This window comes from Pseudoxanthomonas sp. J35, assembly GCF_000513995.1.
GTDB lineage: Bacteria > Pseudomonadota > Gammaproteobacteria > Xanthomonadales > Xanthomonadaceae > Pseudoxanthomonas.
Map to the genome: position 1 here is coordinate 46,736 of NZ_AZVB01000021.1, position 15,105 is coordinate 61,840.

General features: G+C 72.2%; 13 protein-coding genes, 1 tRNA gene and 1 pseudogene. 6 read left to right on the forward strand and 9 right to left on the reverse strand.

The features are described 5' to 3' along the window. Nucleotides 1–76: 76 nt before the first annotated feature. Together PSEJ35_RS0111365 and PSEJ35_RS0111370 are read left to right on the forward strand one after the other, a co-directional pair. Nucleotides 77–1,582: an alanine/glycine:cation symporter family protein gene (locus tag PSEJ35_RS0111365; protein WP_028917902.1), complete on the forward strand. Its 1,506-nt coding sequence runs from the start codon at nt 77–79 to the stop codon at nt 1,580–1,582. A 1-nt stretch (nt 1,583) separates the two neighbouring features. Continuing rightward, complete coding sequence (locus PSEJ35_RS0111370) at nt 1,584–2,465, forward strand: TrmH family RNA methyltransferase (protein WP_084635528.1); 882 nt, start codon at nt 1,584–1,586, stop codon at nt 2,463–2,465. Nucleotides 2,466–2,529: 64 nt separating this feature from the next. On the opposite strand, the pseudogene PSEJ35_RS16110 reads toward PSEJ35_RS0111370, so the two are convergent. The 5 genes and pseudogenes from PSEJ35_RS16110 to PSEJ35_RS0111395 form a co-directional block, all read right to left on the reverse strand. Then, nucleotides 2,530–4,515 (reverse strand): annotated as a pseudogene (locus tag PSEJ35_RS16110) (glycoside hydrolase family 97 protein); the annotation flags it as partial. Nucleotides 4,516–4,692: 177 nt separating this feature from the next. Then, nucleotides 4,693–6,087 (reverse strand): M28 family peptidase, encoded by a 1,395-nt coding sequence (locus tag PSEJ35_RS0111380; protein ID WP_028917904.1) that lies wholly within the window; start codon nt 6,085–6,087, stop codon nt 4,693–4,695. A gap of 94 nt (nt 6,088–6,181) precedes the next feature. After that, complete coding sequence (gene mscL, locus PSEJ35_RS0111385; protein ID WP_028917905.1) at nt 6,182–6,604, reverse strand: large-conductance mechanosensitive channel protein MscL; 423 nt, start codon at nt 6,602–6,604, stop codon at nt 6,182–6,184. 70 nt (nt 6,605–6,674) lie between these two features. Then, nucleotides 6,675–7,379 carry a fumarylacetoacetate hydrolase family protein gene (locus tag PSEJ35_RS0111390; RefSeq protein ID WP_028917906.1) on the reverse strand — a complete coding sequence of 235 codons (705 nt, stop codon included), beginning with the start codon at nt 7,377–7,379 and terminating at the stop codon, nt 6,675–6,677. Nucleotides 7,380–7,438: 59 nt separating this feature from the next. Continuing rightward, nucleotides 7,439–7,723: a hypothetical protein gene (locus PSEJ35_RS0111395; RefSeq protein WP_028917907.1), complete on the reverse strand. Its 285-nt coding sequence runs from the start codon at nt 7,721–7,723 to the stop codon at nt 7,439–7,441. 62 nt (nt 7,724–7,785) lie between these two features. Here PSEJ35_RS0111395 and PSEJ35_RS0111400 point away from each other — a divergent pair, with 62 nt between their 5' ends. Next, nucleotides 7,786–8,148 carry a Rieske (2Fe-2S) protein gene (locus tag PSEJ35_RS0111400; RefSeq protein WP_028917908.1) on the forward strand — a complete coding sequence of 121 codons (363 nt, stop codon included), beginning with the start codon at nt 7,786–7,788 and terminating at the stop codon, nt 8,146–8,148. On the opposite strand, the gene PSEJ35_RS0111405 is transcribed toward PSEJ35_RS0111400, so the two are convergent. The 4 genes from PSEJ35_RS0111405 to thiS form a co-directional block, all read right to left on the reverse strand. Beyond that, nucleotides 8,145–10,007, reverse strand: coding sequence for an SLC13 family permease (locus PSEJ35_RS0111405; protein WP_028917909.1), 1,863 nt, complete (start codon nt 10,005–10,007; stop codon nt 8,145–8,147). The genes PSEJ35_RS0111400 and PSEJ35_RS0111405 overlap by 4 nt on opposite strands. Nucleotides 10,008–10,111: 104 nt before the next feature. Further along, complete coding sequence (trmB, locus tag PSEJ35_RS0111410; RefSeq protein WP_028917910.1) at nt 10,112–10,915, reverse strand: tRNA (guanosine(46)-N7)-methyltransferase TrmB; 804 nt, start codon at nt 10,913–10,915, stop codon at nt 10,112–10,114. A gap of 2 nt (nt 10,916–10,917) precedes the next feature. Then, a complete protein-coding gene (locus PSEJ35_RS0111415) occupies nt 10,918–11,712 on the reverse strand; it encodes a thiazole synthase (RefSeq protein WP_028917911.1) in 795 nt (264 codons plus the stop codon). 55 nt (nt 11,713–11,767) lie between these two features. Then, the gene (gene thiS / locus PSEJ35_RS0111420; RefSeq protein WP_028917912.1) at nt 11,768–11,968 is read right to left on the reverse strand and encodes a sulfur carrier protein ThiS; all 201 of its coding nucleotides are present in this window, start codon (nt 11,966–11,968) and stop codon (nt 11,768–11,770) included. 143 nt (nt 11,969–12,111) lie between these two features. Here thiS and PSEJ35_RS0111425 point away from each other — a divergent pair, with 143 nt between their 5' ends. The 3 genes from PSEJ35_RS0111425 to rimK all read left to right on the forward strand — a co-directional run bounded on the left by PSEJ35_RS0111425 (nt 12,112) and on the right by rimK (nt 15,080). Then, complete coding sequence (locus tag PSEJ35_RS0111425) at nt 12,112–13,911, forward strand: autotransporter domain-containing esterase (protein WP_037083148.1); 1,800 nt, start codon at nt 12,112–12,114, stop codon at nt 13,909–13,911. A gap of 80 nt (nt 13,912–13,991) precedes the next feature. Further along, a tRNA-Gly gene (locus PSEJ35_RS0111430) sits at nt 13,992–14,065 on the forward strand. Between the two features lie 76 nt (nt 14,066–14,141). Further along, on the forward strand, nt 14,142–15,080 hold the full coding sequence (gene rimK / locus PSEJ35_RS16115; RefSeq protein ID WP_051412653.1) for a 30S ribosomal protein S6--L-glutamate ligase: 939 nt from the start codon (nt 14,142–14,144) through the stop codon (nt 15,078–15,080). Nucleotides 15,081–15,105 lie beyond the last annotated feature (25 nt).

Genomic DNA, 15,105 nt, shown 5'->3' on the forward strand with positions numbered 1-15,105 from the left:
TGCGTGGCTACGCGCGCAGGCTCCCTGCGCGCTTCCCGTTCCTGACCCGCCTTCCGGCGACCGGAGATCCTTCATCGTGGAAGCCTTTCTCAACTGGCTCAACAGCATCATCTGGAGCAACGCGCTGATCGCGCTGTGCCTGGGCGCCGGCCTGTGGTTCACCTTCCGCACCCGCGCCATGCAGCTGCGCGGGTTCGCGGAGATGTGCCGCCTGACCGTGACCGGACAGAAGTCCGAGGCCGGCGTGTCCTCGTTCCAGGCGCTGGCCATCTCGATGGCCGGGCGCATGGGCATCGGCAACATCGCCGGCGTGGCCACAGCGATTGCCTATGGCGGCCCGGGCGCGGTGTTCTGGATGTGGGTGATGGGCTTCCTCGGCGCCTCGACCTCGTACATCGAGTGCACCCTGGCGCAGATCTACAAGGAGAAGGACGCCGAGGGGCGCTACCGCGGCGGCCCTGCGTACTACATCGAGAAGGCGATGGGCCTGAAGTGGTACGCGGTGGTCTTCGCCGTCGCCACCGTGGTCGCCACCGGCCTGCTGCTGCCGGGCGTGCAGGCCAACGCCATCGCCGACAGCGCCAGCGGCGTGCTGTGCAGCGGCGACGGCGCCCTGTGCGGCAGCCTCGGCGGCGCCGGCATGCTCAAGCTGTGGATCGGCCTGGCCGTGGCCGTGCTGCTGGGCCTGATCATCTTCGGCGGCATCAAGCGCATCGCCGCGTTCGCCGAGCTGGTGGTGCCGTTCATGGCGCTGGCCTTCATCCTGATGGCGATCACCGTGATGGCGCTCAACCTGGACAAGGTGCCGGCGATGTTCGCCGACATCTTCACCAGCGCCTTCGGCGCGCACGCCGCGTTCGGCGCGATCCTCGGCCAGGCCATCGCCTGGGGCGTCAAGCGCGGCGTCTACGCCAACGAGGCCGGCCAGGGCACCGGCCCGCATGCGGCGGCCGCGGCCGAGGTCTCGCACCCGGCCAAGCAGGGCTACGTGCAGGCCTTCGCGATCTACTTCGACACCATGCTGGTGTGCACCTCGACCGCGTTCCTGCTGCTGTCCACCGGCATGTACAACACCTTCCGGGTGATCAAGGAAGCGGGCGCGGAAAAGCTCGAGGCGGTGTTCACCGGCGTGCCCGGCGTACTGCCCTCCGAGGGCGCGCAGTTCACCCAGGCGGCGGTGGAATCGGTGCTGCCGGGCTGGGGCGCCGGCTTCGTGGCGCTGGCGCTGTTCTTCTTCGCCTTCACCACGATCATGGCCTACTACTACATGGCCGAGACCAACCTCACCTACCTGGCCGGCGTGCGCAAGACCCACCCGCTGGCCACCTTCCTGCTGCGCATCGGCATCATCGGCATGGTCGTGTTCGGCGCGTACCACAACGCGGCCACCGCCTGGACCCTGGGCGATATCGGCGTCGGCGTGATGGCATGGCTGAACATCATCGCCATCCTGATCCTGCAGAAGCCGGCGCTGCTGGCGCTGCGCGACTACGAGCGCCAGAAGAAGCTGGGCCTGGACCCGGTGTTCGATCCGGATGCCGTGGGGGTGCGCAACGCCGACTTCTGGAAGAGCCGCACCTGACATGACTGGACCCTGGGACCGTGGACCGCGTCCGCCACGCCCACCGGGCGGCGCGCCGCGGTCGCGGCCGACGCCTGCCGGCCCGCGCGCACCGCGCCGGGCCACGCCGGAACAGGCGGCCGCCGGTTCCGGCGGCCAGGCGCCGCGGCCCGCGCGTCGCGAGGAGTTGCGCCTGTACGGGCTCAACGCGGTGGAGGCGGTGTTCCGCCGCCGCCCGGAGGCGATCCGCAAGGTCTACCTGGCCGAGGCGCGCATCCCGGTGCTGAAGCCGTTGCTGGCCTGGTGCGTGAAGCACCGGGTCGGCTACAGGGTGGTCGCCGACGAGGATCTGGAAAGGCTGGCGGCCAGCGCGCACCACGAGGGCGTGGTCGCCGACGTGCAGCGCACAACGCCGCTGCCGCTGCAGGACTGGCTGGCCTCGCTGGCGCCGGGCGCGCCGGCGCTGGCGCTGTGGCTGGACGGCGTCGGCAATCCGCACAACTTCGGCGCGATCCTGCGCTCGGCCGCGCATTTCGGCGCGGCGGTGCTGCTGCCGCCGGCGTCGGAACTGGCCCTGTCCGGTGCCGCCGCGCGCGTGGCCGAAGGCGGCGCCGAAGCGGTGCCGCTGGTGCGCCTGCCGCAGACCGGCGCCGCGCTCGAGGCGCTGCGCGCCGCGGGCTTCCAGCTGGCGGCCACCGTCGTACGCGGGGGCGACAGCCTGTTCGCGGCGGAACTGCCGCCACGGCTGGTCTACGTGATGGGCGCCGAAGGCGAGGGCATGGACCCGGCGCTGGCCGCGGCCTGCGACCGGCGCCTGTCGATCCCCGGCACCGGCGCGGTGGAGAGCCTCAACGTGGCCGCCGCCACCGCGGTGTTCCTCGCCCGCTGGGCGGCGCGCGGCTGAGGCCGCACGCTCCTCGGCGAATGCCCGCGGCATCCACCGCGGCGATGCGTGGCGACGGCGGCACCAGGTGCAGCACCGCGCCGCCGCCGTTGGCCAGTTCGAGGCTGAGCCTGCGCCGGTCGGCATCGAGGCGTTCCTCCACGCGCCGTACGTCGGTCGGCAGCGCGCCGTCCAGCCACAGCGTGGCCTGCCAGTCCGCGGCGGGCAGGAAGTCCAGGTCCAGTTCCAGCGTGCGCGGCCGGTCGGTCATCGCGCCGATGTACCAGTCGCGGCCGCTGCGCCGCGCCACCACGATGTAGCGGCCGATCTCGCCGGCCAGCACCCGGGTCTCGTCCCAGCGGGCCGGCACCAGGCGCAGGAATTCCGCCCCGGGCGCGAGTCCGCCGCTGCCGTCGAGGTAGGCGTCGGGGCTGTCGGCGACCATCTGCAGGCCGCTTTCGTAGACCATGTACATCGCCAGCTGGTGGGCGCGCGTGCCCATCACCCGGGGCGCGTCGAACACCACCTGGAAGCGTTCCGGCGCCACGTTGCGGAACCCGCCCGGCGTGTAGTCCATCGGCCCCAGCAGCATGCGGGTGAACGGCAGGGTGAGGTTGTGCCCGGGGGTGATGCGCCGGCTCCACTTGTTGTACTCGGCGCCGAGCACCGCTTCGCTGGTGAGCAGGTTGGGCCAGGTGCGCTCGAGGCCGGTGGGCCGGTACATGCCGTGCAGGTCGAGCATCAGCCGGTGCTGCGCCGCGCTGCGCGCCATGCGGTGGATGAAGTCGACCATCTCCTGGTCGTCGCGTTCCATGAAGTCGACCTTGACCCCGTGCACGCCGAGTTCGCGGTAGCGCGCGAACACCGCGTCCATGCGCGGCTCCAGCGCCTTCCAGTGGTTCCACAGCCAGATGCCGACGCCGCGCTGGCGCGCGTAGACGATCACCGCCGCCAGGTCCAGCGCCGGCACCGCGCGGGTGATGTCGGCCTCCGGGTGGTAGCGGCCGTCGCCGCTGCTGCCCACGTACCAGCCGTCGTCGATGAGCATGTAGTCCAGGCCCAGCGCGGCGGCGTGGTCGATGTAGCGCCTGATCGTCGCCGTGTTCATGCCGGCGCCGGGCAGGTCGGGCGCGCGGCTGGCCGACCACCAGTCCCACGCGGCCTTGCCCGGGCGGATCCACGCGGTGTCCTGCAGCGGCGTGGGCGGGTTGAGGCTGGCGATGAGGCTGGATTCGACCAGCACGCCGGGGCTGTCGCCGATCATCAGCACGCGCCACGGCGTCAGGTGGCCGTTCGCCGCGACTTCCGCGCGCGGCAGGCGCACGGCGATGCCGGGCGCATCGAGGCGCGGCGACAGCTTCGCTTCCACGCCGAGGCGGCCGTCGCCGCGGCCGGCCAGGTACAGCGCGGCGTAGCGGTCCAGGTCGGCCTCGGCGATGGCGAAGGCGGTGCTGCCTTCGCCGCTGGCGCAGACCAGGGGCAGTTCGATGAGGTGGTGGGCGCGCAGGCGCGAGGCGTCGATGGGGTCGTACTCGCCCTCGTGGCTGGTGCCGAAGCGGCCGAGGTTGAGCGCGTGGCAGGCGTAGTCGCGCGGGAAGATGAAACCGGTGAGGTCCTGCTGCACGACCAGGTCGCCCTCGGCGGGCCGCGGCAGGCGGTAGCGCAGGGCGACGCCGTCGTCGTAGGCGCGCAGCACCAGGCCGAGGACGCGGCCCTGTCCGTCGGCCAGGTCCACCTCCAGCTGGTTGTAGTGGTCGCGCGCCTGGCGGGTCTTGCCGGCGACCAGTTCGTAGCGGGAGTCGGTCTGCGAGCGGCGCGCGGCGGTGGCCTTCGTCCCGGGGCCGGGCCGGTCGATGCCGTCCATCCGCACGCCCAGCGGCGAGGGCGCGATCAGCGCCCGGCCATCGCGCTCGACCGCCCACGCGGGGGAGCCGTCGACGTCCGTCGCCAGGATGACCACGGTGCGGCCGTCGGGCGATTCCAGCCGCAGCGGTGGCGGCGCGGACGCGGAGGCCGGCGCGCAGGCCAGGCCGAGCAGCAGGGCGACGGCGGTACGCGGCAGGCGCGGCATCGGAAGCTCCCTTCCCGGAGGAGGACAGGAGCGTACCCGCCATCGTGGACGGTGTCTGGAATAGCTCGCCGGCGCATCCGGCATAGGCTCAACGCGCAAGCGCGGGGTGCGTCGCCGCGCGGGCGACGCGTTGCGTGGAGCCGGCCGGCATGCCCGCCGGCTCCTCGGTGTCGCGGATTACTTCGCCGGTGCCGCTTCCTTCACCTGGCTGCCGAAGTCACCTTCCGCTTCCGCGGCGAGGAAGGCGAACACGGCGTAGGCGGCGACGTTCTGCGCCAGCGCCGCCGGGTCGATCTTGTCGAGGGTGTCATCGGCGGTGTGGTGCAGGTCGAAGTAGTCGCTGCCGTCCTGGGCCAGCCAGGCCCAGGTCACGCCCTTGGCCGCCAGCGGGATGATATCCGGGCCCGGGCCGCCCTTGTCCGGGGCGTACTCGATGCCCAGCGGCGCCAGCGCCTGGGCGATCTGCGCGGTGGCCGCGCGCGCGTGTTCCGGCGCGCCGGTGTTGAAGGCGTAGATGCGGCCGGCGCCGAAGTCGCTCTCGGCGGCCAGCTGGTGGAGGTTGGCCTCGGCCGCATGCGCGGCGGCGTAGGCCTTGCCGCCGTGCAGGCCCTGTTCCTCGTTGGCGTAGGCCACTACGCGGATGCTGCGCGCCGGGCGCTGCGGCAGGCCGGCGATCAGCTTCGCCGCGGCCATGGTGATGCCGATGCCGGCGGCGTCGTCGACCGCGCCGGTGCCCAGGTCCCAGGAGTCGAGGTGGCCGCTGATCAGCACCACTTCCTCCGGGCGGCGGCTGCCGGTGATCTCGCCGATCACGTTCTGCGAGGTATAGGTGCCGTCCCAGCCGGCGTCGATGGCCAGGCGCAGCTTCACCGGCCCGCGCGCGACCAGGCGCGCCAGCTGCTCGGCGTCGGGAATGCTCAGCGCCGCCGAGGGCACCGGGGTCAGGCCGTCGTCGAAGCGGGTGATGCCGGTGTGCGGCACGCGGTGGCTGTCGGTGCCGGCCGAACGCATCAGGAAGCCGGCGGCGCCCTTGCGGATCGCCAGCGACGGGCCCTTGGACCGCACCGCGCTGCCCGGGCCGTAGCCGCTGCCGTCGCGCGCGGCGGTCATGCGGTAGTCGACGAAGGCGATCTTGCCGGCCAGCGAACCTTCCGGCGCGGCCTCCAGCGCGGCCAGGTCGGCGAAGCGCACGACCTCGCCTTCGACGGTGCCGCCCGGGCTGCCGCCCAGCGCGGTGATCGCCAGCGGCTGCGCATGCTTGCCGAGCACGGTCAGGCTCTCGCTGCGGCGCTCCCACTTCGGGAAGGTCACCGGCTCGGTCCACACGCGGTCGAAGCCCAGTTCGCGGAACTTGGCCTGCGCCCAGGCCACGGCGCGCGCATCGGCCTCGCTGCCGGCCAGGCGCGGCCCGACCTCGGTGGTCAGCGATTCGGTGACCTTCCAGGCGGTGTCGTCGGCCAGCGCACGCTCGCGCAGCTGCGCGGCCTGCTGCAGGGCGTGGTCCGGGATGCGGGTTTCGGCGGCGCTGGCCACGAGTGGGACCAGCAGGGCGGCGAGCAGTGCAAGGCGCATGCGAACAGGGCTCCGGAAAGGAAGTCCCCGAGCCTAGCAGAGCCGCCTGGCGCGCTCCCGTGCGCATGGTCACGGGAGCACACCAACGGGCGTATCAGCGCGGCTGCTGCAGCGAGTCGCGGATCTGGCGCAGCAGCACCACTTCCTCGCTCGGCTCGGCCGGCGCGGCGGGCGCTTCCTCCTGCTTCTTGCGGGCCAGCCGGTTGACGCCCTTGACCAGCAGGAAGATGGCGAAGGCCACGATCAGGAACTGGATGACGGTGTTGAGGAACACGCCGTAGCCGACCACCACCGCCGGGATCTCGCTGCCGTCGGCGGCCACGCGCGCCGGCGACAGGGTCCAGGCCAAGTCGGAGAAATCCACGTTCCCGATCAGCCAGCCCAGCGGCGGCATGATGATGTTGTCCACCAGCGAAGTGACGATCTTGCCGAACGCCGCGCCGATCACCACGCCGACGGCCAGGTCGATCACGTTGCCGCGCATCGCGAATTCCTTGAACTCGCTGATCATGCCCATCTTGTCCTCCTTGTGTTCCGGCGTGCCGGCGGCACGCATGCACAGCGTAACCCGTGGCCGTGCCCGGCGATCAGCCTTCGACGTGGCCGCGCAGGGTGGCGATGCCTTCCAGTCGTGCCTCGAAACGGTCGCCCGGCTGCAGGGCGGCCACGCCGGCCGGGGTGCCCATGAACACCAGGTCGCCGGCGCGCAGGGCGTACAGCTTCGACAGCTCGTGCAGGATCTCCGGCACGTCCCAGATCAGGTCCGACAGCGGCGCGCGCTGGCGCGGCTGGCCGTTGACCTGCAGTTCCAGTACCCGCGCGCCCAGCTCGCCGGCCTCGGTGGCCGGCACCAGTTCGGCGACCGGCGCGGAATGGTCGAAACCCTTGGCCGTGTCCCAGGGCAGGCCCTTGGCCTTGGCCGCGGCCTGCAGGTCGCGGCGGGTGAGGTCCAGGCCGACGGTGTAGCCGAACACCAGCGCCTGCGCCTGCTCCACCGGCAGCACGCCGGCCGGCGCGTCGCGGCCGATCGCCACGACCAGCTCGACCTCGTGGTGCAGGTCGGCGGTGGCCGGCGGGTAGGGCACCGCCTCGCCGGTGACGACGGCGTCGGCCGGCTTCATGAAGAACACCGGGGTGCCGCGTTCGGCCTTCGAGGCCGGCGCGGTGGCGCCCATCTCGCGCGCGTGCTCGGCGAAGTTGCGGCCCACGCAGTAGATGCGGTGCACCGGGAAGCGCCCGCCGCCACGTACCGCGAGGCGCGGCACCGGCGGGGCGGGGATCACATCGTTCATGGCGGCGCCCATGTGGAAGGGGCGCACAGTCTACGCGCCGGCGGCGCGGCTTTCGCGCCTCAGCGCGGGGTCGGCAGTTGCGGCTTCCGCACCACGTGGTACTCGGCCTCGAAGGTCTGGCGCGCGGCGGCGGGCGTGCGCGGCGTGCGCCGCGCCAGCAGGCGCCAGGCCATGCCGACGGCCAGCATCGCTGCGCCGACGAACACGCCGAAGAACACCAGCACCGCCAGCAGGACCAGTCCCACCAGGCCGAACAGCACGCGCAGCAGCGGCGTGCGCGGCTTGCGGGGGGCGAACAGGGAGTTCAGCTGGAACGCGTCGAAGCGGAACGAACGGGCGTGCATCGGTACATGTGCCAGAATTGCAACCAGTGCGCAGGGTAGCCGCGCCTGCCGACAGGGTTGTGATGGGATCGTTAAACGCTGAACCACTGCTCAGTTTCGAGGGCCTGGCCGATGGCGCCCTGGTCGAGGTCGAGGCCGTGCTCGATGGCGATTCCGAGTCGCTGGTCGTGCATCGCCAGGGCGACGCGGTGCGCGCCTGGCTCAACGTCTGCCCGCACGCCGGACGGCGCCTGGACTGGGCCCCGGGCCAGTTCCTGAAGTCGCGCGAAGGGCTGCTGGTGTGCGCCGCGCACGGCGCCAGCTTCGAGCTGGAAGGCGGCCAGTGCGTGGCCGGGCCGTGCCGCGGCGACGCGCTGCGCGCGGTGGCGGTGGAAGTGCGCGACGGCCAGGTCTGGCTGGCCGCGGCGCCGCGCGGCGAGGCCTAGCGCCCGCCCCAGAACATCAGGTTCACCACCACCACCACGATCAGCGTGTAGATCGCCGACAGCGGCGCGCCGACGCGCCACAGGTCGCGCGAGGCGTAGTTGGCCGGGCCGGTGATCATCGAGATCACCGGGTTGGAGGCGGTCATGAAGTTGTTGGACGCCGACAGCGCGGTGACCAGGGCGAACGCGGTCGGGTCGCCGCCCACCGCCAGCGCCAGGTTGATCGCGATGGGTACCATCACGATGGTCGCGCCGACATGGCTGATCACCAGCGAGAACGCGGTGGTCAGCACCGCCACCACGATCTGCAGCAGCCACGGCGGCGTGCCTTCGGGCAGCCGGTCGAGGGTGTTGCCGGCGACCCAGGCCGCCGCACCGCTGCTGTCCATCGCCCAGCCCAGCGGGATCAGGCCGGCGGTGAGGAACACCGTCTTCCAGCTGATCGCCGCGTAGGCTTCGTCCATCTTCAGCACGCCGGTCAACAGCATGCCGGCCACGCCGGTCATCAGGGTCAGCGACACCGGCAGCTTGGCGGTCAGCGCGATGAGGATGGTGAAGGCGAAGATCGCCATGGCGATCTTGAACTTGTGCGGGCGCTGCTCGCCCTTCGGATAGTCGGTGACCACGGCGAAGTCGCGGCTCTCCGCGGCCTGCGCCAGGTCCTGCCAGATGCTGTGGAACACCAGCATGTCGCCGGCGCGCAGCGGCACCGAGCGCACGTCCTCGCGGATCACCTGCTTGTCGCGGTTGATCGCCAGCAGGCTGATGCCCAGCTGCTTGCGCAGGCGCAGCTCGCGCGCGCTCTTGCCGATGAAGCGCGAGGTCGGCGGCAGCACCGCTTCGGAGATGCCGGCGCGCGCCGGATTGAACAGGTCGCCGAGGTTGCGCAGGCGCGAGGACATGCGCAGGAACTGGTTCTGGGCGAAGTCGGCCACCTGCTGGCGCGGGCCCATCACGCCGAGCACGCTGCCGACCCAGATGCGCATGTCCGCCGGCGGCGCCAGGCGGGTGTCGTTGCCGGACTTCAGCGCCAGCAGCAGCGGCGCGTTGTGCAGCGACTCGGCCTCGGCCACGGCCATGCCGACCAGCGGGCTTTCCGGGCTGACCACCAGCTCGAACACGTCGCCCTCGATGCCGTAGGTGCGGGCGAAGTAGCTTTCGGTGCGCGCGGGGGTGACGTTCTCCTCGCCGCCTTCGCTTTCCAGCTCGGCGAGCTTGCGGTTGCCGTAGAAGTGGAAGTACAGCAGCGCCGCGGCCAGCAGGGTCACGCCCACCGGCGCCGGCGCGAACATCGGCAGTTGTTCCAGCGTGGCGGCGCCCGAGGGCAGGTTGTTGTTGGCCGAGACCAGCAGGTCATTGAGCAGGATCAGCGGCGAGTTGCCGACCATGGTCAGCGCCGCGCCCATCACGATCGCCGCCGCCAGCGGCAGCAGCAGGCGCGACATGGACAGCCCGCTGCGCGCCGACAGCCGCGCCGCCACCGGCAGGTACAGCGACATCACCGACGGGTTCTGCATGAACGCGGAGTTGAGGCCGGCGACCAGCGAGGTCATCGCCAGCAGCCGTTTCTCCTTGCCGTGGCCGCGGCGCAGGAGCCAGCCGGCCAGGCGGTTCAGCGCGCCGGTGCGGTCAAGCCCGGCGCCCAGCACCATGGTGGCCATGATGCTGATCACCGCGTTGCCGGAGAAGCCGCTGAAGATCTCCTCCGGGGCCACCAGGCCAGTGACGCCCAGCACCACCAGCACCACCAGCGCGACCAGGTCGGCGCGGATCCGGTCGAACAGGAACATGGCCATCGAGAACCCGACCAGCCCCAGCACCAGGCGCATGTCGTTGGTCAGGGTGAGGCCGGATTCCATTGGCGCGCCGGGTCCTTATGGCGATGCGGGAACGGAGGCGGAAGCGGGACGCGCGCCCCCGGCAGGGCCGGAGCAGGAGGGGCGGGATGCGGACGGCGCGACGCTCATGTGGGATCGAGTTTAGCCGTCCGCGGCGGGGTTGGGTCCGCGATCGCCTCACCCCTGCCGCTTTTGCCGACGCGGTCGTAGAGCAGGTCCCACACCCCGTGGCCCAGCTTCAGGCCGCGGCGCTCGAAATGGGTTTCCGGCCGCCATTCCGGGCGCGGCACGTGGCCGCGCGGACCGGCGCGGTTGGCCAGGCCGGCGGTGGCCTCGAGCACGTCCCACATGTGTTCGGCATACGGTTCCCAGTCGGTGGCCAGGTGCAGGCGGCCGCCGATGCGCAGCTTGCGCACCAGCAGCGCGGCGAACTCCGGCTGCACCAGGCGGCGCTTGTTGTGGCGTTTCTTGTGCCAGGGATCGGGGAAGTAGATGCGGATCTCGTCGAGGGTGCCGTCGGCGACCTCGTTGCGCAGCACCTCGACCGCGTCGTGGTGGTAGACGCGCACGTGGTCGCTGCCGTCGGCGGCCAGGGCGTTGAGCAGGCGGCCGACGCCGGGAGCGTGGACTTCCAGGCCGATGTAGTCGCGCGAGGGATCCTGGCGGGCGGCGAAGCGCAGCGCCTCGCCGTTGCCGAAGCCGATCTCCAGCACCTTCGGCGCGCCGCGGCCGAACACCGCGTCGTAGTCGCGCAGGCGGCCGGTGTAGTCGAGGCCGAAGCGCGGCCAGGCCTCGTCGAAGGCGCGCTGCTGGGCCGGGGTGAAGCGGCCCTGGCGCAGGACGAAGCTGCGGATCTCGCGCCGGCCTTCGCTGGCGGTATAGGGCTTGGGCGGGGCCTTGGCGCCGTCGCTGCTGAACGGGTCGGTCATCGTCAGCCGATCAGTCCGTCCACCGGCGAGGAAGCGCTGGCGTAGCGCTTGCGCGGGATGCGCCCGGCGAGGAAGGCCTCGCGCCCGGCCTGCACGGCCTTGCGCATGGCGCTGGCCATCAGCACCGGGTCCCTGGCCCCGGCGATGGCGGTGTTCATCAGCACGCCGTCGCAACCCAGCTCCATGGCGATGGCCGCGTCGGAGGCGGTGCCCACGCCGGCGTCGACGATGATCGGCACCCTGGCGTTGTCGATGATCTCCAGCAGGGTGTAGCGGTTCTGGATGCCCAGGCCCGAACCGATCGGCGCGGCCAGCGGCATCACCGCGCAGCAGCCGATCTGTTCGAGCTGGCGGGCCAGGATCGGGTCGTCGGAGGTGTAGACCATCACGTCGAAGCCGTCGGCGACCAGCAGCTCGGCGGCCTTCAGGGTCTGCACCACGTCCGGGTACAGGGTGCGCTGGTCGCCCAGCACCTCGAGCTTGACCAGGTTGTGGCCGTCCAGCAGTTCGCGCGCCAGGCGGCAGGTGCGCACCGCGTCCTCGGCGGTGTAGCAGCCGGCGGTGTTGGGCAGGATGGTGTAGCGCTCCGGCGGCAGCACGTCGAGCAGGTTGGGCTCGCCGGGGTTCTGGCCGATGTTGGTGCGGCGGATGGCGACGGTGACGATCTGCGCGCCGGCGGCTTCGGTGGCCAGGCGGGTCTCGTCGAGGTCCTTGAACTTGCCGGTGCCGGTCAGCAGGCGCGATTGGAAGGTCCGCCCGGCGATGACCAGCGGATCGTGCGTGTGGGGGGTGTCCATGCGCCAATTATGGCCCGCCGGGGCGGCGGCCGATAGCGCGGGCGGCCCCGCCGGCTCAGCCGCCGCCGAGGGCGTGCACGATCTCGATCCGGTCGCCGGCGCCCAGCGCATGGTCGGCGTGGCGGCCGCGCGGGACGATCTGGCCGTTGACCTCCACCGCCACGCGGCGGCCGGCCAGGCCTTCGGCTTCGAGCAGAGCTTGCAGGGTGGTTCCGGCCGCGACGCTGCGCGGTTCGCCGTTGATCACGATGTCCATGGCGCGATTGTCGCATCGCCGGCGGCTTGCCGCAGCGCAGCGTGAGTGCCGGCGGCCATCGGCGGACCATTGGGACCATCCGCTCGCGTACGTCCTGTTGCGCCTGCGTCCGCATCCCAGTTCCACGAATCTCAGGAGATTCCATGACCGTATCCCGTCCGCTCCGCACCCCGCTGGCCCTTGCCCTGGCCCTCGCCGCCGCCCCGGCCTTCGCCGGGCAGTTCGACGGCGGCACCGTGTTCTTCGGCGACAGCCTCACCGACTCGGGCCACTTCCAGAACCAGCTGCCGGAAGCGGTGCGCCCGGCGACGGGCCGCTTCACCACCAATCCGGGCTGGGTGTGGGCCGAGTACGTGGCGAGGAACTTCGACGGCGACGGCCGCACCGACAACCAGGGCGGCGACAACTACGCCCAGGGCGGCTCGCGCGTGACCGTGCAGAACGGCGCCGCCGAATCGACCCTGTCGCAGGTCGGCCGCTACCTGGCGGCCAACGGCGGCCGCGCCAACCCGGATGCGCTGTACACGGTGTGGACCGGCGCCAACGACATCTTCGCGATCGCCGCCGGCGCCCCGGCGCAGTCGACCATCGCCACCGCCGTGGGCGGGGTGGTGCAGATCGTCGGCACCCTGGACGCGGCCGGCGCGCGCTACATCCTGGTGCCGAACCTGCCGGACATGGGCCTGACCCCGAACGCGATCGCCGCCGGCCCGGCCGGCCAGGCCGCGCTGACCCAGCTGGCCGCCACCTACAACACCGCCATGTACGGCGCGCTGGCGCAGCAGGGCTACCGGGTGATCCCGCTGGATACCTTCACCATGCTGCGCGAGGTGGTCGCCAGCCCGTCCACCTACGGCCTGCGCAACGTCACCCAGACCGCGTGCCTGCCGCCGGACGGCAGCTCGCTGACCTGCAACCCGACCTCGCTGGTCTCGCCGGACGCGGCCTCGACCTACCTGTTCGCCGACGGCGTGCATCCCAGCGGCGCGGCGCACGCGATCCTGGGCGACTATGCGATCTCGGTGCTGGAAGGCCCGCAGCTGGTCGGCCTGCTGCCGCAGTCGGCGCGCGCCATCGGCCGCAGCCGCGCCGAACAGGTCGCCTGGCACCTGGGCGGCGCGCCGGAAGCGGCGGGCCTGCGCTGGTGGGGCGGCCTGCGCGCCGACAACCAGCGCCGCGAGCACGCCGACCTGTACGACGGCCTCGCCCCGGCCGGGCTGTTCGGCCTGGACTGGTCCAACGGCCAGGGCCTGGTAGCCGGCGGCTTCGCCGGCTACGGCCGCCTGGACGCCGATTTCGGCGGCCGCCGCGGCGGCTTCGAGCAGACCGACGCCAGCATCGGCGGCTTCATCGGCTGGTACGGCGCGCACGGCTGGGTCAACGCCCAGGCCAGCTACACCGGCCTGGACTTCGACGTCGAGCGCCGCGTGCGGATGGGGCCGGCGGAGCGCCGCCACGCCGGCTCGGCCGACGGCAGCAACACCGCCATCGGCGTGAACGGCGGCTGGGAGTTCGGCCAGGGCGCGCTGCGCCACGGCCCGGTCGCCGGCCTGCTGTGGCAGAAGATCGAGCTGGACGGCTACGCCGAGGACAACCTGGCCTCGACCGCGCTGGCCTACCCGGACCAGGACCTGGATTCGCTGGTCGGCAGCCTGGGCTGGCAGGCCCGGATCGACGCCGGCAGCTGGTCGCCGTACGTGCGCGCCACCTGGGACCACGAGTTCGAGGACGCGCCGGCCGAGGCCTTCGCGAGCCTGCAGACCGTGCCGGGGATGGAGTACGCGGTCCCGGCGGCGATGCTGGACGACAACTCCGGCACGGTGGTGCTGGGCGCGCGCATGCGCCTGGGCGGCCTGGAGGCCGACGCCGGCGTCCGCGCCACGGTCGGCCAGCGCGGCGGCAACGACACCGGCCTGTTCCTGGGCATCGGCGGCAGCTTCTGAGCCGCCCGCCCCGCCGGGCGCCGCGCGCGCCCGGCGGCGTTGCGCCGGCGCCCCGCTGGCGCATAGACTTCCGGTCCCGCGCGGGTGTAGTTCAATGGTAGAACTGCAGCTTCCCAAGCTGCTAACGTGGGTTCGATTCCCATCACCCGCTCCAGACACCACGCCAGGCGCCGCGGATGCTCCCGCGGCGTTCTGCGTTTCCAGGGGCCAGGCTCCACGGCGGCGCATCGATGAAACTGGCGATCCTTTCGCGCAACGCTTCCCTGTATTCCACCCGCCGGCTGGTGGAGGCGGCGCGCGTGCGCGGCCACAGCGTGCGCGTGCTCGACCCGCTGCGCTGCTACATGCGCATCGCCCCGGACGGCTTCGCCATGCGCTACAAGGGCAAGCCGGTGAGCGGCTACGACGCGGTGATCCCGCGCATCGGCACCTCCATCACCCGCTACGCCACCGCGGTGCTGCGCCAGTTCGAGCTGATGGGCAGCTGGACCCCCAACGGTTCGGACGCGATCCTGCGCGCCCGCGACAAGCTGCGCACCCACCAGCTGCTGGCGGCGCAGGGCATCGGCCTGCCGACCACGGTGTTCGGCGACAACCCCGACGACACCGACGACCTGCTGTCGCTGCTGGGCCCGCCGCCGCACGTGGTCAAGCTGAGCGAGGGCACCCAGGGAGCCGGGGTGATGCTGACCGAGAAGCCCTCCGCCTCGCGGGCGGTGGTGGAGGCCTTGCGCGGGCTCTACGCCAACTTCCTGCTGCAGGAGTTCGTCGCCGAGGCCGAGGGCGCCGACCTGCGCTGCTTCGTGGTCGGCGACCGGGTGGTCGCGGCGATGCGCCGGCAGGCGGCCGAGGGCGAGTTCCGTTCGAACCTGCATCGCGGCGGCGAGGCCTCCCCGGCCCAGGCCAGCGAGGAGGAGCAGGCGATGGCGGTGCGCTCGGCGCGGGCGCTTGGCCTGGGGGTGGCGGGGGTGGACCTGATCCGCTCCAGCCGCGGCCCGCTGGTCCTGGAGGTCAACTCGACCCCGGGCCTGGAAGGGGTCGAGACCGCCTGCGGGGTGGATGTGGCCGGGGCGATCATGGATTACGTGGCGGCCTCGGTTTCCATTTCAAATCAATCAGATGGGCCGGTTTCCGGGGTCCGGGGCGGGGCCCGGCGCCGGCCCTTTTAACGCACCTTTAATCGGTTCCGGCTTA

What these genes read in the sequence shown, in the direction of transcription:
- PSEJ35_RS0111400 (WP_028917908.1), top strand. Translation starts at nt 7,786, where the DNA reads ATGGGATCGTTAAACGCTGAACCACTGCTCAGTTTCGAGGGCCTGGCC.
- PSEJ35_RS0111370 (WP_084635528.1), top strand. Translation starts at nt 1,584, where the DNA reads ATGACTGGACCCTGGGACCGTGGACCGCGTCCGCCACGCCCACCGGGC.
- PSEJ35_RS0111380 (WP_028917904.1), bottom strand. Translation starts at nt 6,087, where the DNA reads ATGCGCCTTGCACTGCTCGCCGCCCTGCTGGTCCCACTCGTGGCCAGC.
- mscL (WP_028917905.1), bottom strand. Translation starts at nt 6,604, where the DNA reads ATGGGCATGATCAGCGAGTTCAAGGAATTCGCGATGCGCGGCAACGTG.
- rimK (WP_051412653.1), top strand. Translation starts at nt 14,142, where the DNA reads ATGAAACTGGCGATCCTTTCGCGCAACGCTTCCCTGTATTCCACCCGC.
- trmB (WP_028917910.1), bottom strand. Translation starts at nt 10,915, where the DNA reads ATGACCGACCCGTTCAGCAGCGACGGCGCCAAGGCCCCGCCCAAGCCC.
- PSEJ35_RS0111425 (WP_037083148.1), top strand. Translation starts at nt 12,112, where the DNA reads ATGACCGTATCCCGTCCGCTCCGCACCCCGCTGGCCCTTGCCCTGGCC.
- PSEJ35_RS0111405 (WP_028917909.1), bottom strand. Translation starts at nt 10,007, where the DNA reads ATGGAATCCGGCCTCACCCTGACCAACGACATGCGCCTGGTGCTGGGG.
- PSEJ35_RS0111390 (WP_028917906.1), bottom strand. Translation starts at nt 7,379, where the DNA reads ATGAACGATGTGATCCCCGCCCCGCCGGTGCCGCGCCTCGCGGTACGT.
- thiS (WP_028917912.1), bottom strand. Translation starts at nt 11,968, where the DNA reads ATGGACATCGTGATCAACGGCGAACCGCGCAGCGTCGCGGCCGGAACC.
- PSEJ35_RS0111395 (WP_028917907.1), bottom strand. Translation starts at nt 7,723, where the DNA reads ATGCACGCCCGTTCGTTCCGCTTCGACGCGTTCCAGCTGAACTCCCTG.
- PSEJ35_RS0111415 (WP_028917911.1), bottom strand. Translation starts at nt 11,712, where the DNA reads ATGGACACCCCCCACACGCACGATCCGCTGGTCATCGCCGGGCGGACC.